This window comes from Ruegeria sp. ANG-S4 (assembly GCF_000814005.1).
In the GTDB taxonomy this organism is placed as follows: domain Bacteria; phylum Pseudomonadota; class Alphaproteobacteria; order Rhodobacterales; family Rhodobacteraceae; genus Ruegeria.
Genome location: NZ_JWLK01000001.1, coordinates 72,769 through 97,119, shown reverse-complemented (window position 1 = coordinate 97,119; position 24,351 = coordinate 72,769). Strand labels below are relative to the sequence as shown.

At 57.9% G+C, this 24,351-nt stretch carries 23 protein-coding genes; 10 read left to right on the top strand and 13 right to left on the bottom strand.

Translation table 11 applies throughout. From position 1 onward, the window contains the following. Positions 1 to 186: 186 nt before the first annotated feature. The 4 genes from dnaA to mutM all read right to left on the bottom strand — a co-directional run bounded on the left by dnaA (position 187) and on the right by mutM (position 4,312). Positions 187 to 1,569 carry a chromosomal replication initiator protein DnaA gene (dnaA, locus tag RA28_RS00525; RefSeq protein ID WP_039522526.1) on the bottom strand — a complete coding sequence of 461 codons (1,383 nt, stop codon included), beginning with the start codon at positions 1,567 to 1,569 and terminating at the stop codon, positions 187 to 189. 557 nt (positions 1,570 to 2,126) lie between these two features. Next, positions 2,127 to 2,390 carry a 30S ribosomal protein S20 gene (gene rpsT / locus RA28_RS00515; RefSeq protein WP_039522521.1) on the bottom strand — a complete coding sequence of 88 codons (264 nt, stop codon included), beginning with the start codon at positions 2,388 to 2,390 and terminating at the stop codon, positions 2,127 to 2,129. A 227-nt stretch (positions 2,391 to 2,617) separates the two neighbouring features. Continuing rightward, a complete protein-coding gene (locus tag RA28_RS00510) occupies positions 2,618 to 3,394 on the bottom strand; it encodes an enoyl-CoA hydratase (RefSeq protein WP_039522519.1) in 777 nt (258 codons plus the stop codon). A 66-nt stretch (positions 3,395 to 3,460) separates the two neighbouring features. Beyond that, positions 3,461 to 4,312 (bottom strand): bifunctional DNA-formamidopyrimidine glycosylase/DNA-(apurinic or apyrimidinic site) lyase, encoded by an 852-nt coding sequence (gene mutM / locus RA28_RS00505; protein WP_039522516.1) that lies wholly within the window; start codon positions 4,310 to 4,312, stop codon positions 3,461 to 3,463. An 86-nt stretch (positions 4,313 to 4,398) separates the two neighbouring features. Between mutM and ubiE the strand changes: the two genes are divergently transcribed. Together ubiE and ubiB are read left to right on the top strand one after the other, a co-directional pair. Further along, on the top strand, positions 4,399 to 5,151 hold the full coding sequence (ubiE, locus tag RA28_RS00500; protein WP_039522513.1) for a bifunctional demethylmenaquinone methyltransferase/2-methoxy-6-polyprenyl-1,4-benzoquinol methylase UbiE: 753 nt from the start codon (positions 4,399 to 4,401) through the stop codon (positions 5,149 to 5,151). Continuing rightward, positions 5,152 to 6,681 carry a 2-polyprenylphenol 6-hydroxylase gene (gene ubiB / locus RA28_RS00495; protein WP_039522511.1) on the top strand — a complete coding sequence of 510 codons (1,530 nt, stop codon included), beginning with the start codon at positions 5,152 to 5,154 and terminating at the stop codon, positions 6,679 to 6,681. A gap of 97 nt (positions 6,682 to 6,778) precedes the next feature. Here the strand turns inward: ubiB and RA28_RS00490 are convergent, their stop codons facing one another. After that, entirely contained in the window at positions 6,779 to 7,954 is a 1,176-nt protein-coding gene (locus tag RA28_RS00490; RefSeq protein WP_039522508.1) for an acetyl-CoA C-acyltransferase family protein, read from the bottom strand. A gap of 118 nt (positions 7,955 to 8,072) precedes the next feature. On the opposite strand from RA28_RS00490, the gene RA28_RS00485 reads away from it, so the two are divergent. The 6 genes from RA28_RS00485 (at position 8,073) to RA28_RS00460 (ending at position 13,961) form a co-directional block, all read left to right on the top strand. Continuing rightward, positions 8,073 to 8,636 carry a helix-turn-helix domain-containing protein gene (locus tag RA28_RS00485; protein WP_039522505.1) on the top strand — a complete coding sequence of 188 codons (564 nt, stop codon included), beginning with the start codon at positions 8,073 to 8,075 and terminating at the stop codon, positions 8,634 to 8,636. Positions 8,637 to 8,746: 110 nt separating this feature from the next. Next, the gene (locus RA28_RS00480; RefSeq protein WP_039525403.1) at positions 8,747 to 9,931 is read left to right on the top strand and encodes a glycine C-acetyltransferase; all 1,185 of its coding nucleotides are present in this window, start codon (positions 8,747 to 8,749) and stop codon (positions 9,929 to 9,931) included. Positions 9,932 to 9,945: 14 nt separating this feature from the next. Continuing rightward, positions 9,946 to 10,974: an L-threonine 3-dehydrogenase gene (gene tdh / locus RA28_RS00475; RefSeq protein ID WP_039525401.1), complete on the top strand. Its 1,029-nt coding sequence runs from the start codon at positions 9,946 to 9,948 to the stop codon at positions 10,972 to 10,974. A gap of 62 nt (positions 10,975 to 11,036) precedes the next feature. Further along, positions 11,037 to 11,918, top strand: a complete 882-nt coding sequence (locus tag RA28_RS00470) for a tryptophan 2,3-dioxygenase (protein ID WP_039522503.1) — start codon at positions 11,037 to 11,039, stop codon at positions 11,916 to 11,918. A 2-nt stretch (positions 11,919 to 11,920) separates the two neighbouring features. Further along, a complete protein-coding gene (locus RA28_RS00465) occupies positions 11,921 to 12,748 on the top strand; it encodes an alpha/beta hydrolase (RefSeq protein ID WP_039522502.1) in 828 nt (275 codons plus the stop codon). Between the two features lie 274 nt (positions 12,749 to 13,022). Next, a complete protein-coding gene (locus RA28_RS00460; RefSeq protein WP_152611975.1) occupies positions 13,023 to 13,961 on the top strand; it encodes a hypothetical protein in 939 nt (312 codons plus the stop codon). 358 nt (positions 13,962 to 14,319) lie between these two features. Here the strand turns inward: RA28_RS00460 and RA28_RS00450 are convergent, their stop codons facing one another. The 7 genes from RA28_RS00450 to pip form a co-directional block, all read right to left on the bottom strand. Beyond that, the gene (locus tag RA28_RS00450; protein ID WP_039522493.1) at positions 14,320 to 15,030 is read right to left on the bottom strand and encodes a hypothetical protein; all 711 of its coding nucleotides are present in this window, start codon (positions 15,028 to 15,030) and stop codon (positions 14,320 to 14,322) included. Between the two features lie 258 nt (positions 15,031 to 15,288). Next, on the bottom strand, positions 15,289 to 17,763 hold the full coding sequence (infB, locus tag RA28_RS00445) for a translation initiation factor IF-2 (protein ID WP_039522489.1): 2,475 nt from the start codon (positions 17,761 to 17,763) through the stop codon (positions 15,289 to 15,291). An 8-nt stretch (positions 17,764 to 17,771) separates the two neighbouring features. Beyond that, the gene (locus RA28_RS00440) at positions 17,772 to 18,395 is read right to left on the bottom strand and encodes an RNA-binding protein (protein WP_039525398.1); all 624 of its coding nucleotides are present in this window, start codon (positions 18,393 to 18,395) and stop codon (positions 17,772 to 17,774) included. Positions 18,396 to 18,417: 22 nt separating this feature from the next. After that, positions 18,418 to 20,028 carry a transcription termination factor NusA gene (nusA, locus tag RA28_RS00435; RefSeq protein ID WP_039522486.1) on the bottom strand — a complete coding sequence of 537 codons (1,611 nt, stop codon included), beginning with the start codon at positions 20,026 to 20,028 and terminating at the stop codon, positions 18,418 to 18,420. Beyond that, a complete protein-coding gene (rimP, locus tag RA28_RS00430) occupies positions 20,028 to 20,618 on the bottom strand; it encodes a ribosome maturation factor RimP (RefSeq protein WP_039522483.1) in 591 nt (196 codons plus the stop codon). The genes nusA and rimP overlap by 1 nt, the downstream gene beginning before the upstream one ends. Before the next feature lie 159 nt (positions 20,619 to 20,777). Further along, positions 20,778 to 21,599 carry an ABC transporter substrate-binding protein gene (locus RA28_RS00425; protein WP_039522480.1) on the bottom strand — a complete coding sequence of 274 codons (822 nt, stop codon included), beginning with the start codon at positions 21,597 to 21,599 and terminating at the stop codon, positions 20,778 to 20,780. Next, positions 21,596 to 22,573: a prolyl aminopeptidase gene (pip, locus tag RA28_RS00420; protein ID WP_039522477.1), complete on the bottom strand. Its 978-nt coding sequence runs from the start codon at positions 22,571 to 22,573 to the stop codon at positions 21,596 to 21,598. The genes RA28_RS00425 and pip overlap by 4 nt, the downstream gene beginning before the upstream one ends. Before the next feature lie 48 nt (positions 22,574 to 22,621). On the opposite strand from pip, the gene ubiG reads away from it, so the two are divergent. After that, positions 22,622 to 23,368, top strand: a complete 747-nt coding sequence (gene ubiG, locus RA28_RS00415) for a bifunctional 2-polyprenyl-6-hydroxyphenol methylase/3-demethylubiquinol 3-O-methyltransferase UbiG (RefSeq protein ID WP_039522476.1) — start codon at positions 22,622 to 22,624, stop codon at positions 23,366 to 23,368. 107 nt (positions 23,369 to 23,475) lie between these two features. Further along, complete coding sequence (locus RA28_RS00410; RefSeq protein WP_039522473.1) at positions 23,476 to 23,838, top strand: hypothetical protein; 363 nt, start codon at positions 23,476 to 23,478, stop codon at positions 23,836 to 23,838. Between the two features lie 59 nt (positions 23,839 to 23,897). On the opposite strand, the gene RA28_RS00405 is transcribed toward RA28_RS00410, so the two are convergent. Then, on the bottom strand, positions 23,898 to 24,338 hold the full coding sequence (locus tag RA28_RS00405) for a MarR family winged helix-turn-helix transcriptional regulator (RefSeq protein ID WP_037313149.1): 441 nt from the start codon (positions 24,336 to 24,338) through the stop codon (positions 23,898 to 23,900). Between the last annotated feature and the right edge of the window lie 13 nt (positions 24,339 to 24,351).

Genomic DNA, 24,351 nt, shown 5'->3' with positions numbered 1-24,351 from the left:
ACTGGCACGTTAGCGTCTCAGCCCTGAGGCACAAGGATTTTTTACGGATTTCTGGGTCGGAATACCCAAACCGTCAAGGGGGCCGTGCCCAGCGAAGCACAGTTCAGGTTTGACCGTGGACAATACCTCACAAGAAAACGCCCCGGACGAAAGTCTCCGGGGCGCTTTCTGAAATTCTGTAAGGTCTCAGGCTTCGAGCGATCGACGCAGCATTTCGACGTCTTCGGCAATCTGCCCATCGGTCAGCTTCAGCTCTTCAATGCGCTTGACGCCGTGCATGACCGTGGTGTGATCCCGGCCCCCAAACCGACGCCCGATTTCCGGAAGGGACCGGCTGGTCAATTGTTTGCACAGGTACATTGCGACCTGGCGGGGCCGTGCATAAGACCGCAAACGTTTCGGTCCGATAATGTCCGACATGCGAATGTTGTAGTACTCGGATACTTTGCGCTGAATCTCCTCGACGGTGATTTTGCGCTCGGACGCGCGCAGAACATCTGCCAGACAATCCTGAGTCAGCTCCATGTCAATCTCACGCCCCACCAGCGAGGCGAAGGCGAAGAGACGGGTCAAAGCCCCCTCAAGCACACGCACATTGGTCGAAATCCGGTGCGCCAGAAACTCCAGCACCCCGTCCGAGATGGTCAGATCAGGATAGGTGCTGCTGTATTGCTGCACCTTGTTCTGCAAAATGCCCAGCCGCAATTCATAATCGGTGGGGTGCAGGTCGACAACCAGCCCGCATTGCAGACGGGACTTCACACGATCCTCAAGATCCTTGATCTCACCCGGCGCGCGGTCGGCCGAGATGATGATCTGCTTGTTCTGGTCCACCAGCGCGTTGAACGTGTGAAAAAACTCTTCCTGCGTCGAATCCTTGCCGGCAATAAACTGCACGTCATCGACCATCAGCACATCGACCGAGCGGAACAGATGCTTGAAATCCATCATCCGACGTTCACGCAGTGCCTGAACAAACCGGTACATGAACTGTTCAGCGGACAGATACAGCACGTTGAGTTCGGGATGGCGGGTTTTCAGCTCCCACGCGATTGCATGCATCAGGTGCGTTTTACCAAGGCCTACGCCACCGTACAAAACCAGCGGATTGAACGTAACCGGCCCGCCCTCGGACACGCGACGCGCGGCGGCGTGGGCCAGTTCGTTCGGCTTGCCAACAACAAAACTGTCGAAAGTAAAGCGCGCGTCCAGCGGCGCGGCCTGCAAGGCTTCCAAGGCCTCGCCGGACGGACCGGCGATGGGGGCGGCGACCGGCGCTTCTGCTTTGGGCTGAGTGTCTGTTGTTTGCACCGGACGGGTCGAAGAATTGGCGGCCGTTTGAAATGCAAGCCTTTGAACGGTTTCGCCCGACGTATTCAATTCATACAGAATCAGGTCGGCGAAATTCTGGCTGACATAATTGCCCATAAAATTGGTCGGCACGGAAAAGATGGCCACACCATCTTGCAACTCCTGAAACTCGAGCGGTTCGATCCAGGTGGTGAAATTGTTCCGACCAACGGCCTTGAGCAACTTGCTACGCAGCTGCCCCCATTTCTCTTGTGTCATACGGCGCCTCACGCATCCCATTCTTTATTGGCCTGTCGGCCTTATTACTATGGACCGGTTTCCCGGTTTATTGCGTTCACGCACAAGGCTACCGCTGCGCCAAACCGAAACGGTTTGGCGGGTAGTCAATTCGATGATCAGTGCGGCCATTATTTCAGCCAACCCCATATCGGAGCCGCACCCGGTTTCCGGGTGGCGCATCACACCTCAAATTTTCGACAGGGCCAGGATCTTTGGCAACACCGAGATCCGCAGCAGATCGTCCGTCCGACCGAGGCCGGTTTTCGAACATTCGCCCCATTGATCGTCCTGATGCCCGTCAGGTCGATCGCCGGAGCAGCCTGTCCCCCCAAGCGAGTGAATCGCTGTATCAGTGGTAGCAAGAGGGTACGGGTCGCGGCAATGAAACTCTGATATTGACTCGGGGTTCGGACGGAAAGAATCTCTCAGATTTGTGAAGGCGCGGTATTCTGGCAACAGCACGAAAGGCGTCGCAACCCGCGACGCCTTTCAAACTGTATCAGCAATACTGACGTGACCCTAGGTCAATACAGCCATTAACCCAGCGCGTTGACGCGGGCAGACAGGCGCGACATTTTGCGGGACGCGGTGTTCTTGTGAAAGACGCCTTTGGTCACGCCGCGCATCAGTTCAGGCTGTGCCGCGCGCAGTGCCGCTGCCGCAGCTTCCTTGTCACCGGATTCGATTGCTTCTTCAACTTTGCGCAGATAGGTGCGGATACGCGAACGACGCGCTTTATTTACGGCGAAACGCTTTTCGTTCTGACGGGCGCGTTTCTTTGCCTGGGGCGAATTTGCCATGTGTCTTTGACCTTTGTTCGGTACGGTTTTCCAAGTTTGCGCGTCACGGAAAATTCCGCACCGGGTCATCGATCACGAGTGTGAGTCGGGCCAAGCGGGCCGCACGCGCATGTATGACGGCGGTCAATAGCCAAGTTTCACAGTATTGCCAAGCTGATTCTTTTCCCCAACTTTCAACAAAAAAGGCGGGCCGCTGGCCCGCCCGTTTCAAGTCGCTCCGCCGGAAGCTACTTGTCGCGGAATTGGGCCGCACGTTTTTCAAGAAACGCTGCCATGCCCTCTTTCTGGTCTTCTGTCGCGAACATCGAATGAAATACCCGCCGTTCGAACAGCATGCCTTCACTCAGCGGCAGCTCATAGCTGCGGTTTACCGCCTCTTTGGCCGCAATCGCCGTTACCAGAGACTTCTCGGCTATCTTCTGGGCGATGCCGGTCGCTTCTTCGATCAGTTTTTTGGCCGGAACAACCCGGCTGACCAGACCGGCACGTTCGGCCTCTTCGGCATCCATGAAGCGGCCTGTCAGATTCATATCCATCGATTTCGATTTGCCGACAAAGCGCGTCAGGCGTTGTGTGCCGCCAAGGCCCGCGATGACGCCAAGGTTGATTTCAGGCTGACCGAACTTTGCATTGTCTGCCGCAATGATGAAATCGCATGCCATCGCCAGTTCGCAACCGCCGCCCAGCGCATAGCCTGCAACCGCCGCTATGATCGGTTTGCGTATGCTTGTGATCCGGTCATTCGCATCCGCAAAGAGGTTCACATTGAACACGTCGACATAGCTCATGCCGGACATCTCTTTGATATCCGCGCCCGCGGCAAACGCCTTGTCCGAGCCTGTGATGACGATGCAGCGCACCTTGTCGTTTCTGTCCGCCTCCTCCAGCGCAGCACACAGCTCATCCAGCAACTGGGTGTTCAGTGCGTTCAAAGCATCGGGTCTGTCGAGTTTGATTAGGGCGACGTGGTCTTCGATTTCGACGATGATCGTCTCAAAAGCCATGAGGTGTAAGCTTCCGGTTGTTCCGTTCAGATACGATTCCTTATCACGCGATTTCGCTGGATCAAGTTATCTTTGGCATTGCGCACAGTAGAAGGATGAGCGACCGGACTGGGTGATTCTCTTGATCGGCGCGGCGCATCCGGCGGTGCGACAGGGGTCACCTTCGCGGCCATAAACATCAAAGTTATGCTGAAAATATCCAAGTTCTCCATCGGCTTGGCGAAAATCGCGCAGGGATGATCCGCCAGCGTCTATGGCTTCTTGCAGCACCTGCCGGATGATCGGCACCAGCGCCGCAACCCGGGGCGCAGAAATCTGTCCAGCTTTGCGACGTGGCGACACTCGACCGCGAAAAAGCGCCTCGCAGACGTAGATATTGCCTAATCCGGCAACGATTCCCTGATCCAGCAGCGCGGATTTCACCGGCGTGTTCTTGCCCTTGAAGGCATCGATCAGGTGCTGTTCGTGAAAATCGTTGCCCAACGGCTCTGGCCCCAGCACCGACAACAGCTTGTGGTCCTCGGCCGTCGCGGTCGGCAACAGATCCATCGCCCCGAACCGGCGCGGATCGTTGAAAGTGATGCGCGCACCGTTGGCCATATGAAAAACGACGTGATCATGTTTCTCGGGCATTGGATGGTCGTGCAGAAAATGCCCCAAAGGATCGCCCGACACCGTCATGCGCCCGGACATGCCGAGATGGATCAGCAGCGTCTCACCGCTGCTCAGATCCGCCAGAATGTATTTTGACCGCCGCCGCAACCTGTCCACGCGCTGTCCCATCAGCCTTTGCGCCATTCGGTCAGGAAAGGGCCAGCGCAGATCGGGGCGATTTACATCGGCCTGCGCGATCGTAACCCCCTCCATCGCTGGGGCGAGGCCGCGTCTTACTGTCTCGACCTCGGGCAATTCGGGCATTAGATGGCTCCTATTCCAATGGGCCGCATTGTGCCCGCCTCTTATGGCCCTATAACAGAGACGAAATTCGACAAACGGCAAGGCAAATGTCCGACAGCAGCGACAAGACCACTCATTTCGGGTTTGAAACCGTCCCCGAGGCCGAAAAAGCCGGGCGCGTACAGGGCGTGTTCAACTCGGTCGCATCGAAGTATGACGTGATGAATGATGTCATGTCGATGGGCATCCACCGCCTGTGGAAAGACGCGATGATGGATTGGCTGGCCCCGCGTCCCGGTCAGCGGCTACTGGATGTGGCGGGTGGTACCGGAGACATTTCTTTCCGCTTCCTCAAACGCGCGGGCCACGGCCATGCGACCGTTCTTGACCTGACCGAGCCGATGCTGATCGAAGGCCGCCAACGTGCCGAGGCCGCGCAGATGGCTGACAGCCTGAACTGGTTGGTCGGCGACGCGATGGCCCTGCCCTTCGAGGATAACAGTTTCGACGTCTACACGATCTCGTTCGGCATCCGGAACGTCACCCGCCCACAGGACGCTCTGAGCGAGGCGTTCCGCGTTCTGAAACCCGGCGGCCGCCTTATGGTGCTGGAATTCAGCCAGTTGCCCAATGACGGGCTGCAAAAGCTTTATGACCTCTACAGCTTCAACGTGATCCCCCGGATGGGCAAGCTGATCGCCAATGATCACGACAGCTATCAATACCTGGTGGAATCGATCCGCAAGTTCCCCGATCAGGAGACATTTCTGGGCATGGTGCGCACCGCTGGCTTTGAGAATGCCAAGTACCGCAACCTGAGCATGGGCATCGCCGCGCTGCATTCCGGCTGGAAAATCTAGATGCGCGGCCCGCACAACATCATCCGCCTGATCCGTACAGGCGCCACGCTGGAACGCACCGGCGCAATGAGCGTGGTGCTGGACGCCTTCGAAGCCCCCCGCACTCTGAGGATTGTTGCGCACGCGCTGGGCAAACCATTCCAATGGCTCGGGTACAAAGGCGACCCCGACATGCCGCCCGCAACCCGCGCGCTGACGGCGCTCGGCCCAGCTTACATCAAATTTGGCCAAGTGTTGTCGACACGTCCGGACGTGGTCGGCAACGAACTGGCCGAGCAGCTGCGTGTCCTGCAAGACAAACTGCCACCCTTTTCGCAGGACGAGGCGCTCGCGGAAGTCGAAAAGGAACTCGGCCAGCCGGTGGCCGAGATTTTCAGTGAATTCAGCGATCCGATTGCGGCTGCCTCTATCGCACAGGTCCACAAGGCCAAACTCGTCAGCACCGGAGAGGATGTTGCCGTCAAAGTCCTGCGCCCGGGTATCGAACGCGCCTTTCGCAAAGATGTCGATGCCTTCTATTTCGCCGCCCGAATTGTTCAGCTGTGCGCCCCCGGTGCGCGTCGGTTGCGCCCCATGGAAGTGATCGAACACTTCGACGGGGTGGTCCGCGGCGAGCTGGATTTGCGGTTGGAAAGTGCTGCGGCATCCGAATATGCAGCCAATACCAAGAACGACGCCGGGTTCTGGTTGCCGCCCGTTGTCTGGTCGCTGTCCGCCCGCCGCGTGATGACCCTCAGTTGGGCCGACGGAATACCGCTGGGGGACAACGACGCGCTGGATTCTGCGGGCCATAACCGCCGCGATCTGGCCGAACGCGTCCTGCGCATGTTCCTTTTGCACGCCCTTCGGGACGGCTACTTTCACGCAGACATGCATCAAGGCAACCTCAAGGTCGCCGCGAACGGAGACATCATCGCCTATGATTACGGCATCATGGGCCATATCGACGAATACACCCGCCGGGTCTATGCCGAGATCCTCTTCGGCTTCATTCGTCGCGACTACAAGCGTGTGGCCGAAGTTCACTTCGAGGCCGGATACGTCCCCGCCGATCGGGATGTCGATGAATTCGCCCGCGCGCTGCGTGCCGTGGGCGAGCCGATTTTTGGCATGGATGCTTCGCATATCTCGATGGGTCGCCTGCTGAATTACCTGTTCGAAGTCACCGAACGGTTCGGCATGGAAACCCGGACCGAGCTGATCCTGTTGCAACGCACCATGGTCGTGGTCGAAGGGGTGGCGCGTTCGTTGGACCCGCATATGAACATATGGGAGGTCGCGCGCCCTGTGGTCGAGGATTACATCAAACAATCCATTGGTCCCCGCGCGGCATTGCGCGATCTGGGCAAAACCGCGCTGGTTCTGGCCCGGTTCGGTCCGCGCCTTCCGGGGCTGGTCGAAAACGCGCTGATAGCACAGACACAAAAGGACGACCCGCAGAAATCGCCGCTATGGTCCGCTGTCTTGCCGGCCACACTCGGTGCCGCGGCAGGCGCAGCATTGGTTCTGCTGATCAACGCGCTCAGCTGACGCCGATCCGCCCCTTCATCTGGCCATAAATATCCTCGGGGGGAATCGCGCCTGCTGCGCGATGGGGGGCAGACAGCCCCCCCTTCTGTCTCTCGGATCAAAGCCGTTCGATGGCGATGGCGATTCCCTGGCCGCCACCGATACACATGGTGATCAGGCCTTTGGTCCCGCCTGTGCGTTCCAGTTCATAAAGCGCCTTCAGCGTTATGATCGCCCCGGTTGCCCCGACCGGATGCCCCAGGGCAATTGCGCCACCGTTTGGGTTCACCTTCGACGCATCCAGCCCCAGTTCCTGGTTCACCGCCAGCGCCTGCGCGGCAAAAGCTTCATTGCTTTCGATCACATCGAAGTCACTTACCGCCAAGCCGGTCCTGTCCATCAGGTTTCGCACTACAGGCACCGGACCGATTCCCATGACTTCGGGCCTGACACCGGCATGGGCATACCCAAGTATGCGCGCCTTGGGCTTAAGCCCGGCCTTCTCTGCCGCATCCGCTGTTGCCAGAACCATCGCCGCCGCCCCGTCATTGATGCCCGAGGCATTGCCCGCCGTGACCCGACCGTCTTTCTTGAAGACCGGTCGCAAACCCGCCAGCGCTTCGGTCGTCGTTGCCTTGGGGTGTTCGTCGACCTTAAAGTCCACCATCTCGCGTTTCACTTTGATCTGAACCGGCGTGATCTGACTGTCGAAAAAACCCGATTCGATGGCCGCAGCCGCGCGGGTCTGGCTGGCCATCGCAAAGCCGTCCATCTGCTCGCGACTGATCTGGTGTTCGTCGGCTACATTCTCGGCCGTCACCCCCATATGCCCTGTTCCAAAGGGGCAGTTCAGGGCGCCCAGCATCATGTCCAAGGACGTGACATCGCCCATCTTCGCGCCCCACCGGGCCTGCGGTACAATGTAGGGGCTGCGCGACATGCTTTCCGCGCCACCCGCGACGGCGAAATCCGCATCCCCCAGCATCAGAGACTGAACCGCGGAAACAATCGCCTGCGCCCCGGAGCCGCAAAGCCGATTCACGTTCATCGCGGGCGTTCCGTTCGGGATACCTGCCTGCATCGCCGCAACGCGCGACAGGTACATGTCGCGCGGCTCGGTGTTGATCACGTGACCAAAGACCACATGGCCTATCTGTGCGCCCTCGACCCCAGACCGCTCCAGCGCGGCTTCGGTGGCCACGGTCGCCAGATCAATCGGTGCGGTTGATGCCAGTGCGCCGCCAAACGTGCCGATTGCGGTGCGGGCGCCGTCCAGAATTACGATCTCACTCATGGGCGTGTTCCTCCTGAATTTGGCCACAGTATGCACCCGCCGGGCGGACCTGTCCCCTGGGACGTCCCGTCACAGGTGCGATTGACAAAAGCCTGCTCAGGGCCCATCAAATTCCGTGATGACGGACAAAACAGACGATATCCTGACACGCCTGCCCGCCCGCTTGAAAGAGGCGCGACGGGCCAAGGGACTGTCGCTTGAGGCGGTGGCCAATCTCAGCGGTGTGTCCCGCTCGATGGTCAGCCAGATCGAACGGGGTGAATCCAGCCCGACGATCTCGACCCTTTGGAATCTGACCCGTGCTTTGCAGGTGGATTTTGCCGGTCTTCTGGAAGAGGCGAACACATCGGATCAGGTGGAAGTGCTGCGCAAAGCCGAAGTGCCCAGCATCGACAATATGGGCCAAAACTGTCGTATCCGCATCCTGTCGCCTCCGGAAGAGGCTGGCGGACACGAGGTTTATGATATCGATTTTGATGCCGATGGCAGCCTGACCAGCCAACCCCATGCCCGTGGCGCTCGCGAACAGCTGACCGTGCTTGAAGGCGCAATCCGTGTTACTTCCGGTGCAGCGTCGCGCGACCTGCAAAAGGGCGACACCGCCCGCTACGCGGCGGATGTGGTGCATTCGATTGTCGCGGACGGACCAGCCCGCGTGTTCCTGATCGTCAAGAACGCCTGACTCTGATCAAAATCCATCTTTACGGATTTTTGTCTTTTATATTGTAATTCCCCCATTTGGGAACTACATCCGTTATGTTAGATACGCGACTCGCTGAAACGGAGACCGCCATGGCAGACGCATTCCTGTCCCACGTAACCGATACCCTCGCCCAGATCGAATCCGAAGGTCTGTATAAACGCGAGCGCATGATCACCTCGCCGCAGGGCGGTGAGATTACAGTTGGCGACAAACAGGTGATCAATCTGTGCGCCAACAACTATCTGGGTCTCGCTGATCATCCCGCGCTGATCGACGCCGCCAAGGGCGCGATGGACCCTAAAGGGTACGGTATGGCCTCGGTCCGGTTCATTTGCGGAACACAGGACATTCACCGAGAGTTGGAACAGAAGCTGGCAGAATTTCTGAACAAGGATGACGCGATCCTGTTCGCCGCGTGTTTCGATGCCAATGGCGGCCTGTTCGAACCCCTTCTGGGGCCCGAGGACGCCATCGTCTCGGACAGTTTGAATCATGCCTCGATCATCGATGGTGTCCGGCTGTGCAAGGCGAAGCGCTATCGCTATCAGAACAACGACTTGGCCGATCTGGAAGCCCGATTGCAACAGGCGCGGGCGGATGGCGCTCGGCATATCATGATCGCCACGGATGGCGTGTTCTCAATGGACGGATACCTGGCGAACCTTCCCGAGATCCGCGAACTGGCAGACAAGTACGACGCAATCGTGATGGTCGATGATTGCCACGCCACCGGGTTCATGGGGCCAAACGGGGCCGGAACGCCTGATCACTTCGACGTTGATGTAGACATCCTGACAGGAACGCTGGGCAAAGCCCTTGGCGGGGCAATCGGCGGCTATATTGCCGGACCGCAGCCTGTGATCGACCTGTTGCGGCAGCGCGCACGTCCATACTTGTTCTCGAACTCGCTGCCCCCATCCATTGTCGCGGCCGGGCTCGAATCCATCCGACTGGTCGAAGACGGCGACATGCTGCGGGCGCAACTGTTCGGCAATACCAAGTACTGGCGCGCCGGGTTGGAAAAGCTCGGCTTTGATCTTCTGCCCGGGGAACATCCCATCGTCCCCGTCATGCTGGGCGAGGCGACGCTGGCGCAACAGATGGCATCGCGACTGTTCGAGGAAGGCGTCTTTGTCACCGGCTTCTTCTTCCCGGTTGTCCCGCGCGGCCAAGCCAGGATCAGAACGCAGATGAATGCGGCCCTGACAAAAGATGAACTGGATCGCGCCTTGGCGGCCTTCGGCAAGGTTGGCAAAGAGTTGGGAGTGATCTGATGCGGCCCAATACGATGAAAGCTTTGGAGAAATCAAAGCCCGAGGAAGGGCTTTGGATGGTGCAGGCGCCAGTGCCCGAAATCGGACCGGAAGAGGTTCTGATCCGGGTGAATAAAACCGGTATCTGCGGAACCGACATCCATATCTGGAACTGGGACGACTGGGCCGCGGCAACCGTGCCGATCCCGATGATTACGGGTCACGAATTCGCGGGCGAGATTGTCGAGATGGGTCGCAACGTCACCGGCCTTGAAATCGGTCAACGCTGCTCGGGCGAGGGCCATCTGATCACGACCGACAGCCGTCAAAGCCGCGCAGGCAAGTTCCACCTTGATCCCGGCACTCGGGGAATCGGCGTGAATGAACAGGGGGCCTTTGCGCAATACCTGAAACTGCCCGCCTTCAACGTGGTTCCCTTGCCCGAGGATGTTCCGGATGAAATCGGCGCGATCCTCGACCCGCTTGGAAATGCCGTTCACACGGCGCTCAGCTTTGATCTGCTGGGCGAGGATGTCTTGATCACTGGCGCAGGTCCCATCGGCATCATGGCCGCCGCAGTTGCAAGACATGCCGGTGCGCGGAATGTGGTCATTACGGACATCAACCCCGACCGGCTGCAACTGGCCGAGCATGTGGTTCCGACCATCCGCACCGTCGATGTGTCGAAAGAGGATCTGCAGGACGTCATTTCAGAACTTGGTATGAAAGAGGGCTTTGACGTAGGGCTGGAAATGTCCGGCTCGCAGATTGCACTGGACCAGATGGTCGAGGCGCTTGTGATGGGCGGCAAGATCGCGCTGTTGGGCATACCGCCGGGAAAATCTCCGGTCGACTGGTCGCGCATCGTGTTCAAGGCCATAACAATCAAGGGCGTCTACGGGCGCGAGATGTTCGAGACATGGTACAAGATGATCGCCATGTTACAAAACGGATTGGACGTCAGCCGGGTGATCACGCACCACTTTGGCGTGGATGATTTCGCCGAAGGGTTTGCCGCGATGAAATCAGGCCGGTCGGGCAAGGTGGTTCTGGACTGGACCTGATCCTCTGGCGCTTGGCGAGTTCAAACCCTAAACAAGGGGGACTTGAGCGTTTGGAGGAGCAAATGGGCGATAAGGATGATCGTTATCTTGAGCGCGGGGTCGAGGACACGCTGGTCACAGACTTCGCGCGAACCCATCGGAAAAGCTATGGCGACTTCCTGCAACTAAAAACCCTGCTGAACCTCCAAAAGACCTTTCAGGATCCGGCACAACCGGACGAAATGCTGTTCATCATCATTCATCAGGTCAGCGAGTTGTGGCTGAAACTGATGCACCACCAATTGGTCGAAGTGCGCCGTTTCCTTCAGCAGGACCAGTTCGGGCCGGCGATGAAGAACCTCGATCGGGTAAAAGCAATTCAACGGCAACTGATTGCGGCATGGGAAACCCTGCTGACAATGACCCCTTCAGACTACATGACGTTTCGGCAGGCCTTGGGCAGCTCCTCCGGCTTCCAAAGCTATGGCTACCGTCAAATCGAGTTCATTCTGGGCAACAAGGACGCTTCGACGTTGAAGGTGCATGCCCATGATCAAGACGTGATGGAGATGCTCAATGCGGCCCTGACAAAACCATCTCTCTATGACGAAGTGCTGCATATGTTGGCGCGTCAGGGTTTTGACGTGCCAAGGGACCTGTTGGATCGCGACTACACAAAGCCCTATTCCGGCGATGCCCGCGTGGTGAAAATCTGGTACCAGGTGTTTCGCGACCCCGAAAATCACTGGGATCTCTACGCGTTGGCCGAAAAATTGATGGATGTGGAGTCGTTGTTCCAACGTTGGCGGTTCGACCATGTCACGGCCGTCGAAAGGGTGATCGGAAACCAACCGGGAACGGGTGGGTCAAGCGGTGTTTCATTTCTGCGCAAGGCCTTGGACCTGCGCTTTTTTCATGATCTCTACGACGTGCGAACGGAACTGATGTACACAGGGCAGGAGTAGACGTGCTGTACCGGGGTTTTTCTCAGCAAGAACTGGAGCAGGAATATTCGCCCAGTTCAATGATCGGCGGAGATCTGACACCCTACATCGACAGCTATGCCGCGCTGAGCGCACAGCATCGCGCGAAGATGGTGGTGAATGAGAACCTCTCCTACGGCGATGGCGCGGCACAGGTTCTGGATTTCTTTCCGGCCAAGGGCGCGGGTGCGCCGCTGCATGTCTTTATTCACGGTGGCTATTGGCAAGCGCTGAGCCAGCGCGAATCGGCCATGATGGCTCCGGCATTGATCGAAGCCGAGCAGTCTTTTGCGACGTTGAACTACACGCTCGCGCCCGATGCGCGGATTGGCGATATGGTCGCGGAATGCCGCAATGCCCTTTTGTGGCTTTCCGCCAACGCGCATAGCCTTGGGTTCGACCCGTCCCGCGTTACGCTGTCGGGGCACAGCGCTGGCGCACATCTGGCCAGCATGATTATGGCGACCTCGGCCGATGCGCTGGCACGGGCAAGACTGCGGGTGCGGGACGTGATCCTGATCAGCGGCGTTTACGATCTTGAACCGATTAGCCTGACGACGGCGAATGACCCGTTGCAACTGACCCCGGTTGAGGTGAACGACCTGTCCCCGATCCGGCACCTGCCCCGACCCGGTCCGCGCTATCACGTCACAGTGGCCGAAAATGACACGCCCGAGTTTATCCGCCAGAGCCGTGACTATGCCGAATTGCTTCGCAAAAGCGGGCATTCGGTAAATTTCGAATTGCAAATGGGCATGCAGCATTTCGATATCATCATGCATCCGGGGACGTTTTTGCCTGTGCTTCGGTAGTCAAGGGTACCAAGCATCCGGCAGATTCGAACTTTGCATCGCAAACCAATGCTAAAAAGACAGACTGGATTGTAGGGCAACGCCTCGAACGCCTAATTCGAGGCCGAAATCTGATTCCAATGCGTCTTGCGGCCAGCGATGGCTTTCGCTGATTACCACACATACCGGTCGAATCCGATTTACTTCTACTTTTGATGATACGCATCTGTTCTCTCATTGCATTGAAATCTATGAAGTAACCGTGGTTCCAACCCTAAACAGTGAAAGACAGAAATTGAGCTACGATTTATTCCTAACGTCAGATTTTGGTGACGAGATGCGCAAGCAAGTCTGCGACTTCCTTGCGACCCGTCCAAATTACGAATCTTCTGGCGACGATGTCATGTACGAAAATTCCGAAACCGGAGTTCATTTTCAGTGGAGCTTTATGCCTCCTGGATCAGACGAAATAGCTGTTGAAGATCCGCCGGTTCAGCCAAGTCAAATTGGCTTTCTCCGCTTGAATTTTTGTCGTCCGACCGCTTTCGCGAATGAAGCCGCGACTGAGCTGATGGCCTTGTCAGATGAACTGCCTGTCCAGTTTTTTGACCCTCAGCAACAATTGGTCTACGAAAAATTCTCCGCGGCAGACCAACTTACGCTTCCCTACCGCGAGCATGCGCAAAAGGCCGTATCTGCGCTCCTGAACTCTGATGCGGTTCTTTCAAAGCCGGAGAGTCTTCCCAAACACGTCCTTGATGCCGCATGGAAGTGGAATTTCAATCGAGACGAATTCACCTTCGATTTGGACGAAGATTTATTCGTCCCGAAGATTGACTTCTTTCAATTTGATGGTGAGTTGAAGACAGGCGTCGTTTGGGGTGACGGTGTCCCGATGATTTGTCCACAAGTCGATATCGTTGTGGCCTATCGAAACGAGACCGCACCCTCCGCAGGCTGGTTTCGTCGTAAGAGGCCGAAGGTGGACGTCCTTCTTTTTGAAGAATTCAGAGAGGTGTATGCTGAATGGTTTTCTCAAGATAGTAGAGCACCTCAAGCTGTATCTTGTTCGCCTGTCGATGCGTCTGCTCTTACTCGGGCGGTTACTTCCAGCCCGGTTCGGCGGGATGTCTCGCCGCAAGGGAAAGAGGGAAACCATTCACTTGAGATGGTACCCTTCGCGTCAATCCTCGATGCAGAAATCTGCATTCCAACAACTACGGTGAATACCTAGCGAGTTTCGTTCGAAATCAGAATTGGAGAGCAGCGTTAAACAAATTAGAACTTCGCGCCCTGGCAAAGTCGGTCACGTCACAGTGGCCGAAAATGACACGCCCGAGTTTATCCGCCAGAGCCGCGACTATGCTGAATTGCTTCGCAAAGGTGGGCATTCGGTCAATTTCGAATTGCAATAGGGCATGCAGCATTTCGATATCATCATGCATCCGGGGACGTTTTTGGCGGGATCGAAATAAGCAACGGTATTTTCTGCGGCGTCAAGAATGTCCGCTTTGAGCCCAGAGCGTCAAATGCTGCGACCTGATCGAACGTCAGTTCTACGGCCAAATCGTCCAGAGACGGAGATCGACATGTCACTCAGCAGTTTCGTATTTTACTGTCGAGTAAATATCAGAGCATGACTTTCGGTCGTCAAGGTCCCCTAGATCTATAGTATTGAAATCCTCCCAAGCCGCATGAAACTTCTTAAACTCGATTGTCGCCCCGCACTGATCGATAACCAATGCAATGCAGCTAAAGAAGATACTGCGTGATGAGGATATTAGAACTTCATTCGCCTGCTTAGAAACATCACTTAACGTGCTATCTAATCGTCGCTTGTCATCTCCAGAAAGACCTGAAAATTTTGCAAATTTCAGCATTGAAGCGGTTTCGCTAACCAATCTATTGTATTCATGGATCGAGCCTCCGACTTCATGTCGAGAATTCAACAATAGTCTATACGTTTCAGGTTCAAGCTTCGTCGCAAAATTCAAATCTTTTTCGATAGCATCATACAAGATGCCGGGATGGGGTAATCCCTGAAGTAGAAAGGAAAACTCTTCAGGTGATGACGAGAAATTCGGCCCATCATCTTCCCAAAAAAAGATAAGGTTTTCCGCCAAATCCCGCGTTTGGTAACACTCGTCAATTGCAATTGTTCTGAGAGCTTCAAAATTTTCTGTTGCCTGCCAGTCTTCGTTAACGTTGCTTGCGAACAGGGCAAGAAATACCCCAACGAAAGTCGCGGCGGTTGAAAGTATGATTCCTAGCCAGAATTTTTTGTCCAGATCTCCTGTACCCATCGTGATGTCTCCAAGAAAATTTACTAACCCAACGATGTTTATCTCGCAGAGAGATACTTCTGAAGTCAGATTGCGGACGTTTAACAAAAAGAGCTAGATGACAACTTTGTCCCGCAGAGCAGACGTTCGGTAATTTTCTTTTGAAGCCGGAAACCGATTAAACCAACCGCGATTGTCCATGGGGTCGAAGAACTTCTGGCAGGACAAAAAAACGGCGACCCAAAAGGTCGCCGCTAAATATTTCACTTCAAACCTGGATCAATCCAGCGTCCGAGTAACCTCTTCACGCTCGAAGATTTCGATCACGTCGCCCTGCCGGATATCGTCGTAGTTCTCGAACGCCATACCGCATTCCTGACCCGACTGGACCTCGGCCACCTCGTCCTTGAAGCGCTTGAGCGTTTTCAGCGTGCCTTCGTGGATCACCACGTTGTCGCGCAGCAGGCGCACGCCTGCCGAACGGCGGGCAACGCCTTCGGTCACCAGACAGCCTGCAACCTTGCCGACGCCGGTAACCTTGAAGACTTCGCGGATCTCAGCGTAACCGATGAACTTCTCGCGGATCTCGGCGCTCAGCAGGCCGGATGCGGCGGCTTTCACGTCGTCCACAAGGTCGTAGATCACCGAGTAATAGCGGATCTCGACACCCTTCTGGTTCGCGGTGTTCCGCGCCGATGCGTTGGCACGGACGTTGAAGCCCATGACTGGCGCACCAGACGCTTCGGCGAGGCCGATATCCGTCTCGGTAATCGCGCCAACGCCCGAGTGCAGAACACGTACGCGCACTTCGTCGTTCCCGATTTTCTCCATCGCCTGAACGATGGCTTCGGCAGACCCCTGCACGTCAGCTTTGACGAGGATCGGCAGCTCGGCCACGTTCTCGTCTTCCTTGGCCTTCTGCATCAGCTGCTCAAGGGTGGTCGCGGCACCAGCGGCGGCGCGTTTGTCCTTGGCGGCTTGCTCACGATAGGCGGCGATCTCACGGGCCTGCGCTTCGGTCTCGGTGACGTTCAGAACGTCACCGGCCTCAGGCGTACCGTTCAGGCCCAGAACCTCGACCGGAACCGAAGGACCAGCTTCCTTGACGCGCTCGCCCTTGTCGTTGATCAGCGCGCGGACCTTACCGTATTGCTCACCCACAACAAAGATATCACCCTGATGCAGCGTGCCGTTCTGAACCAGAACAGTGGCCACGGGACCACGGCCCACGTCAAGCTGCGCCTCGATCACGGCACCTTGGGCGGCGCGGTCGGGGTTGGCTTTCAGTTCCAGAATCTCGGCCTGCAGCGCGATGGCTTCCAGCAGTTCGTCCAGACCCTGACCGGTCATGGCCGAAACCTCGACGTCCTGTACTTCACCAGACATCTTCTCGACGATCACCTCGTGCTGAAGGAGATCGGTGCGGACCTTGTCCGGGTTTGCCTCGGGCTTGTCGACCTTGTTGATCGCCACGATCATCGGCACTCCGGCCGCCTTGGCGTGGTTGATCGCCTCAATCGTCTGCGGCATCACCGCATCGTCGGCGGCAACAACAAGAACCACGATATCCGTGACCTGCGCCCCGCGTGACCGCATCGAGGTAAAGGCCGCGTGGCCCGGTGTATCCAGGAACGTCAGCGTCGTGCCGCCATCGGTTTTCACCTGATAGGCACCGATATGCTGGGTGATGCCACCGGCCTCGCCTGCCACAACCCGCGCGTCGCGGATCGCATCCAGCAACGAGGTTTTGCCGTGGTCGACGTGACCCATGATCGTGATCACGGGTGGGCGCGGCTGCAGATCGTCTTCGCTGTCTTCCGCCTCTTTGATGACGTCCTCGACATCCGAGTCGGATACGCGCGTGACCTTGTGGCCAAACTCTTCGATGATCAGTTCAGCGGTATCGGCATCAATGGTCTGATTCTGCGTGACCATCATGCCCATTTGCATCAACGACTTGACCACATCAGCGACACGTTCCGCCATCCGGTTGGCCAGTTCCGAGACCATGATCGCCTCGGGCAACTGCACGTCGCGGATTACCTTTTCGCGTTCGACCGGGGCACCCATCGCCTTTTGGCGCGCACGCTCTTGCTTGCGCTTCATGGATGCCATCGAGCGCTGTCGGTTGCCCTCGCCCCCGGTGGCCTGACCCAGTGTCAGCTTGCCCGAGCGGCGGTTGTCATCACGACCCTTGCGCGACCCGCGTTGTTCGCGTTCGCGATCCTGTTTGCGCGGTGTCGCCGCAGGCGCAGGCTTGCTGGCCGGGCCACGTGCCGCTTTCGGTTCTTCCGGTGCCGGGGCGGACGCCGCGCGTTTGGCCGCTTCTTCTGCCTCCTGACGCTTGCGTTCTTCTTCCTCGGCTTTGGCGCGCGCTTTTTCTTCGGCTTCGCGCTGTTCGCGTTCCTTGGCCTCTTGCTCGGCACGGCGGCGGGCGCGCTCTTCCTCGCGAGCTTTTTCTTCGGCCTCGCGGGCAGCGGTCTCTTCGGCTTCGCGGGCCTTGGCGGCCTGCAATGCCTTCATCCGTCTTGCCATTTCGGCGTCGGAAATTCCCGCAGGACGACGCGAAGGATCACCCGATGGCGCAGCGCTGCCACCCGGCTTGCTGGCACCCGGCTTGGGAACCACAACGCGCTTGCGCTTGGTTTCCACCACGACATTCTTGGTCCGTCCGTGGCTGAAACTCTGTTTCACGTTTCCGGGGCGCGCCCCGCCACGAAGACCCAATGTCTTTTTGCCGTCATTCTCGCTCATAAAGCTTCTTACCCTTCCGCGCGGCCCCTGCCGCCGTCATCCGTTTCGCGCAAGCCACGCAGGCGCTGCGCTTCCTCTACAACACGTTTGGCGAGTCCGCCAGAGGCCAAGGCCGCATGAATCACGGTTTGGCGCCCAAATGCCGCCCCAAGCTCGTCTGCGGTCAGCCAACCGATGTATTTTCCAAAGTGCGGCGTGCTGAGTTTCGACTTGCCGCGCCCCGATCCGTCCGAGGCCTGAATCAGCACACTCGCCTCTTCCCGGTCCAGCCACGACTTGACCTTTTCGTACCCGGCGACCGCATCGCCGGACTTGCGCGCGAGGCTGATCAACTCGATCACGCGCCGCGCCACCTGCTTTTCGACCTCGTCGGTCAGCTCTTTGGTCGCCTTCACCTGCGCCTTGAACCCGCGTGAGAACAACTTTTTGCTCACCGCCATATCCAGCGCGCTGCGATCTGCCGCCACATAGACGCCGCGCCCCGGCAGCTTTGCCGCAACGTCCGGAAAGACCTGGCCATCCGGCCCCGTCACAAAGCGGATCAAGCCATATTTTGGCTGAACCTCGCCCGTGGCGATGCACTTGCGCTCGGGGCCTTCCGACCGATCCTTATGGACGCCACCGCGACCCATGTGCGCCATCCGAGGCCTGAGATCAGGCCTCGGCCTCCTCAGCAACTTCGGCTTCTTCCTCGGCTTGCTCAAGCTCGGCCGGATCAACCCAGCCCAGCATGATGCGCGCCGTCATGACCATATCCTGCGCTTCTTCCAGCGTGACACCGAAGGGCTCCAGAACACCATCATCCTTGATGCGCTCGCCGTCGACAGTGGTCCAGCCACCGGCAAGTTCCCAGTCGGCACAGGTTGCGAAGTCTTCCAGCGTCTTCACATCGTCCTTGGCCAGCGCCTCTACCATCTGGGGTGTCAGGCCTTCGAATTCAATAAGGCTGTCCTCGGCACCCAGCGCGCGGGCTGCATCCAACGCAGCCTTGGCCTGGGCTTCGAGGAACTCGCGGGCGCGGGTCTGCAATTCCTGCGCGGTGCCTTCGTCAACACCGTCGATGACCAGCAGTTCTTCGATCTCGACATAGGCCACCTCTTCGAGGTTGGTAAAGCCTTCCGAGACCAGCAACTGGGCGAAGAACTCGTCCAGATCGAGCGTTTCCATGAACAGCTGGGTCCGTGCCTCGAATTCCTTCTGGCGACGCGCGGATTCCTCAGCCTCGGTCATGATGTCGATGTCCAGACCGGTCAGTTGGCTGGCCAGACGCACGTTCTGACCGCGACGACCGATGGCGAGGGACAGTTGTTCCTCGGGAACCACAACCTCGATCTTGCCCGCTTCTTCATCCAGAACCACCTTGGAAACCTCGGCGGGCTGCAGCGCGTTCACGAGGAAGGTCGGCTGGTCTTCGTTCCACGGGATGATGTCGATCTTTTCACCCTGCAGTTCGTTTACAACGGCCTGCACACGGCTGCCGCGCATACCAACACAAGCCCCGACGGGATCGATCGAGCCATCATACGAAATCACGGCAATCTTGGCCCGCGAGCCGGGGTCACGGGCCACGGCCTTGACCTCGATGATGCCGTCATAGATTTCCGGCACTTCCATCTTGAACAGCTCGGCCATGAACTCCGGCGCGGTGCGCGACAGGAAGATCTGGTGGCCGCGCACTTCGCGGCGCACTTCCTTGATATAGGCGCGCACCCGGTCATTCGGGCGATAGCTTTCGCGGCCGATCTTGTCGTTGCGGCGCAGAACAGCCTCGGCCCCGCCCAGATCGACGATGACATTGCCAAATTCCTCGCGCTTGACCGCACCGTTGATGATGGTGCCCGCACGATCCTTGAATTCTTCGTACTGACGATCACGCTCGGCTTCGCGGACCTTCTGCAAGATCACCTGCTTGGCGGATTGCGCCGCGATCCGGCCCATTTCAACCGGCGGTACTTCTTCGACAAAGACGTCACCGACTTCGGGGTTTTCCATGTATTGCTTGGCCTGCTCGACGGTCATCTCAGCCTGATAATTCTCAAGCTCTTCATCCTCGACGACTGTACGAACCCGAGTAAAGGTCGCCTTACCGGTTTTGCGGTCGATCGACACGCGAATGTCCATCTCGGCACCGTAGCGGCTCTTGGCGGCACGGGCGAGCGATTCCTCCATCGCTTCGACAACCAGACCGGGGTCGATCATCTTTTCGCGGGCCACGGCCTCGGCGGTCTGCAGCAGCTCCAGCTGGTTGGCTGAGGTGATTGCCATCAGTTCGTCTCCTCTTCGGACCCTTCGGTCTCAATCTCGTCGAAAGCGTTTTCGTTCAGGGCACCGGCGTCTTTGCGCTGGCGCAGCATTTCCTTGATCAGATCATCAGTCAGAACCAGCTTCGCATCGCTCAGCCAATCGAATTGCAGGCCGATGGTGATGGTCTCGCCGCCTTCGGGGATGTTGATCAGAACCTCGTCGCCTTCGATCCCGGCCAGCTCACCCTTGAAGCGACGACGTCCGTCGATCAGTTCGGCGGTTTCGATCTTGGCCTCATACCCCTCGAACATCTCAAAATCCTTGAGACGGGTCAGAGGGCGGTCGATGCCGGGGCTGGAAACCTCGAGCGTATATGCGTCAAGGATGGGATCCTCAACATCCAGCGTGGCGCTGACCGCGTTTGAAATCTCGGCGCAGTCATCCACCTCAATACCACCATCGGGCTTGTCAGCCATGATCTGCAGCGTCGTCTGCTTGCCGCTCATCAGGCGCACGCGCACCAACTCGTAGCCCAGATCCTCGATCACGGGCGTGATGATCTCGGCCAGTCGCCGGTCGATGGCTGCTTTGGCTATCAGGTCGTTTGTCATCTGGTTCTCTACCCTGTCAGTCGGGCACAAAAAAACGGGCGCGCGGCCCGTCGAATTTTCCGGTGGAGCCCCGGACCTTAGCCCGACACGCCGCTGTTGAAACTGCATATACGCAGGGATGACCGAGTCTGCAACCCCCCGGTGCGCAGGAAGTCGGAATTACGCCAACCACCACCGTTCAGCGATGCGGCCATCATCCAAAGCACCGCCCTGCCCGATCGTTCGGGGGAGGCCGACATGCCCAGCCACAGCCAGCGCCATATCTGTCTGGTCGGGGTGGAACCGCAAGCCGCGCTGGTCCTTCAGCAGATCGCGTTCCGGCAAGACCGCGACGTCGACATAACCATCGCGCAACGCTTCGGCGCGCACATTTGCGTCCGGCACAACGATGATCTCGATGGCGTCGGCCCAGCCCGCCACATCATCCTTGTAATGCCCGGCCACCCGGCGGCCCAGAAAATGACGATCATCGTCCGCCCGCTCCACCCGATAACACCCGGTGCCGTTTGCGGCGTTCAAGGGCGTCACAGCCTGCCCGTTGCGCGTGATGACAAACCTGCTGTCTGCCAAAAGGAACGGCAGGCCAGGGTTTGCCTCCGATAGCTCCAGCCGCACCTTGTTTCCAGACATGGCCTCGGCCCGGGCAACGTCGCCCAGCGAGGCAAGCACATCCTCCGCCCGCAACGGATCGCCATCGTGGAACACCGCATCTTCTCGCAGATCAAACGTCCAGATGCGGGCATCGGCGTCCGTCTGCCATCCCGTCGCCAGCTCTGCGCGCAGCGTTCCGTCCGGCGCAATCTCGGTCAGCGTGTCGAACACTGCGCCGCGGGCCACGCGTTCGAGGCTGTCGTCGCGCGGTACGGCCAACCGCAGTGTTCCGCCCTTTTTGGGCGTGCTGGCCAAAGACGCACCTGTGGCCGCCAACAACGCAGCGGCTGCACCTGATGCGAATAATGCACGACGGTCGATCCGGGTCATGTCACCCCCTCTGCCACGCGGTCCATGATCCGGACAAGCTCGGCGCTGATGCCGGGTTCTGACAAGGCATGACCGGCGTTGCGCACCATCCGAAGCTCTGCATTGGGCCAGCGCTCGGACAGGTTCCAGGCGGCCTGGGGCGGGCAGATCATATCATACCGGCCCTGCACGATATGGCCGGGGATGTGCTTGATCCGGTCCATATTGGCAAGGATCTGGCCGTCAAATTCCATGAACCCACCATTGATGAAATAGTGGTTCTCGAGCCGTGCAAAGGTGCGCGCGTATTCCCCCGGGCTTTCACCAACCGATCCGTTGGTGTGGATCGAGGCCAGCGCGTTTTCCCAATGTGACCACGCGCGGGCGTACAGAATTTCCGTCGCGCGATCCCCGGAAAACAGACGTTTGTTATAGGCTTTGATCGCGTCTTTTTGTTCAGCCTCGGACAGCAGAGAGGTGAATTTGGCCCATTGCTCGGGCCAGAATTTCCCGGCACCGCCGCCATAGAACCAATCAAGCTCGGCCTGCGTCATCAGGAATACGCCGCGCAGAACCAACCGATTGACGCGATCCGGATGGGTTTGCGCATAGGCAAGCGCCAGTGTCGCACCCCAGCTGCCGCCAAACGCGATCCAGTCATCAATGTCGAACAGCACGCGCAGACGCTCGATATCCTTCACCAAATGCCACGTGGTGTTGTCCTGAACCGAAGCAATAGGTCGCGAGCGTCCACATCCGCGCTGATCAAACAGAATCACCCGATAGGAATTCGGGTCGAAATACCGCCGCATCGCGGGGCTGCATCCACCACCGGGGCCACCGTGCAGCACGACAACCGGGATACCATTGGGATTGCCCGATTGTTCAACATAGATGCGATGCCCATCGCCCACATCGACCATGCGCTGATCAAACGGGTCGATCGGCGGGTACAGATATTGAACTGCGCGCTTTTGGTCCGGGTACTTGTCCATTATGGCCCTATATAGTCCTTAAGCGTAAAAGAGCACACGGAGACAGGAATGCAAGCGCATCCGAACACGGTCGACCCGTCCGAGATCGCAAAATTCGAGGCGATGGCTGCGGAATGGTGGGATCCCCATGGAAAATTCAAACCCCTGCACATGCTGAATCCGTGTCGTCTGGACTATATCACACAGCAGATTGCGGGCGAATTCGATCGCAACCTCGCGTCACCCAAACCCTTCGCAGGCCTGCGCCTGCTGGATATTGGCTGCGGTGGTGGATTGCTGAGCGAGCCCATGGCCCGCCTTGGCGCCGAAGTGGTCGGCGCGGACGCGGCAGAGCGTAACCTGCCGGTCGCACGTATTCATGCCGAGCAATCCGGGCTTGAGATCGACTATCGCCACACCACTGCCGAGGATATGGCCGCCGCCGGTGAACAGTTCGACGTGGTTCTGAACATGGAAGTCGTTGAACACGTGGCGGACCCGCTTGGCTATCTGACCGCAACACAGCAGTTGTTGAAACCCGGCGGGTTGCAGGTTTGTTCGACCATCAACCGCAACCCGAAATCCTACGCCATGGCCATTTTCGGGGCCGAGGTTGTGATGCGCTGGCTACCCCGCGGCACACATGAGTGGAACAAGTTCATCACCCCGGATGAGTTGTTCGACCTGTTGCGGCAGGCTGGGCTCGAGCCGGTGGACCGCAAGGGCTTTGTCTTTAACCCGATCCTGTGGAGCTGGTCGATCTCGGACCGGGATCTGAGCGTGAATTACGTGACGGCGAGTGTGAAGCCGGGGTAGAATCGGTGTTTACCGTAACCAACCTCAGGCATAAGCTCCTATTGGTGTAAGCACGAGTAAGCACATTGCTATCGCCCGCATTGAAACGCACATGAATTGCTATATCAATGTCGATGTTTGCGTTTTCGCTACCAGCAAATGCAGCATGCATTGACTTGGGTAATCCGACCTTTGCGAATGCTCAGCGCAAAATTTCATTATGTGTGGAAGGCAATTGCAAGGATGCATCTCTCATACGGATTTGTGGCAACGCTAGCTATGAAATGCAGGAATACGACGCCGAAAACACACGTTGGGTATTTCATGTTCGCGTCCTTCAGGACGGCTCCGCAGAGAGTGAATTCGCCGTTTTGCGTGACAGCGAAGAAATCTCAGGCTCGGAAGCGGCCAAGCTGAACTGCATGGTAAAGTCCGAGACTAACAACTGCGCATTTGTCAATCGCATCCTACTGCAATCTAGGGAGGATTGACCTGTCGTGCATCCGTTTGGTTTTAAGAACTTTGAAATTTTGGAACAGTTGTGGTTGACTCACTCACCCTCCAACTGCAACCGCAAATCCCGCAGCACGGGCAGGGTGCTGCGGACACGCTCCAACCCCAATTCCCCTACGACCCGATTGATCAGGGGCGCAATCGAAGAAATCGCCTGATCCCGCGCGCGGCGGCCTGCGGGGCTGATCGCGACCATCTTGCGGCGGGCGTCGTCCCAGTCGGGGCGGATGTGGATATAGCCGGCCCATTCCAGCTTGGCGAGCGTGTTCGTCATCGCGCCACGGGTGACGTGAAACGTATTGGCCAACTGGGCCGGGCTGCGCTCATCCCCGACAAAGACCAGATGATTCAGAACCGAGAAATGCGAGATTTCCATGCCCTTGGGCAGCACCCGGCTCAGCCGATTGCGCAACAATTGATCTGCAGTCAAAATCTCGCTGAACAGCGTGACCGCCAGGGCATTATGTTCGTCAGTCATGGTCCGGTTCTGG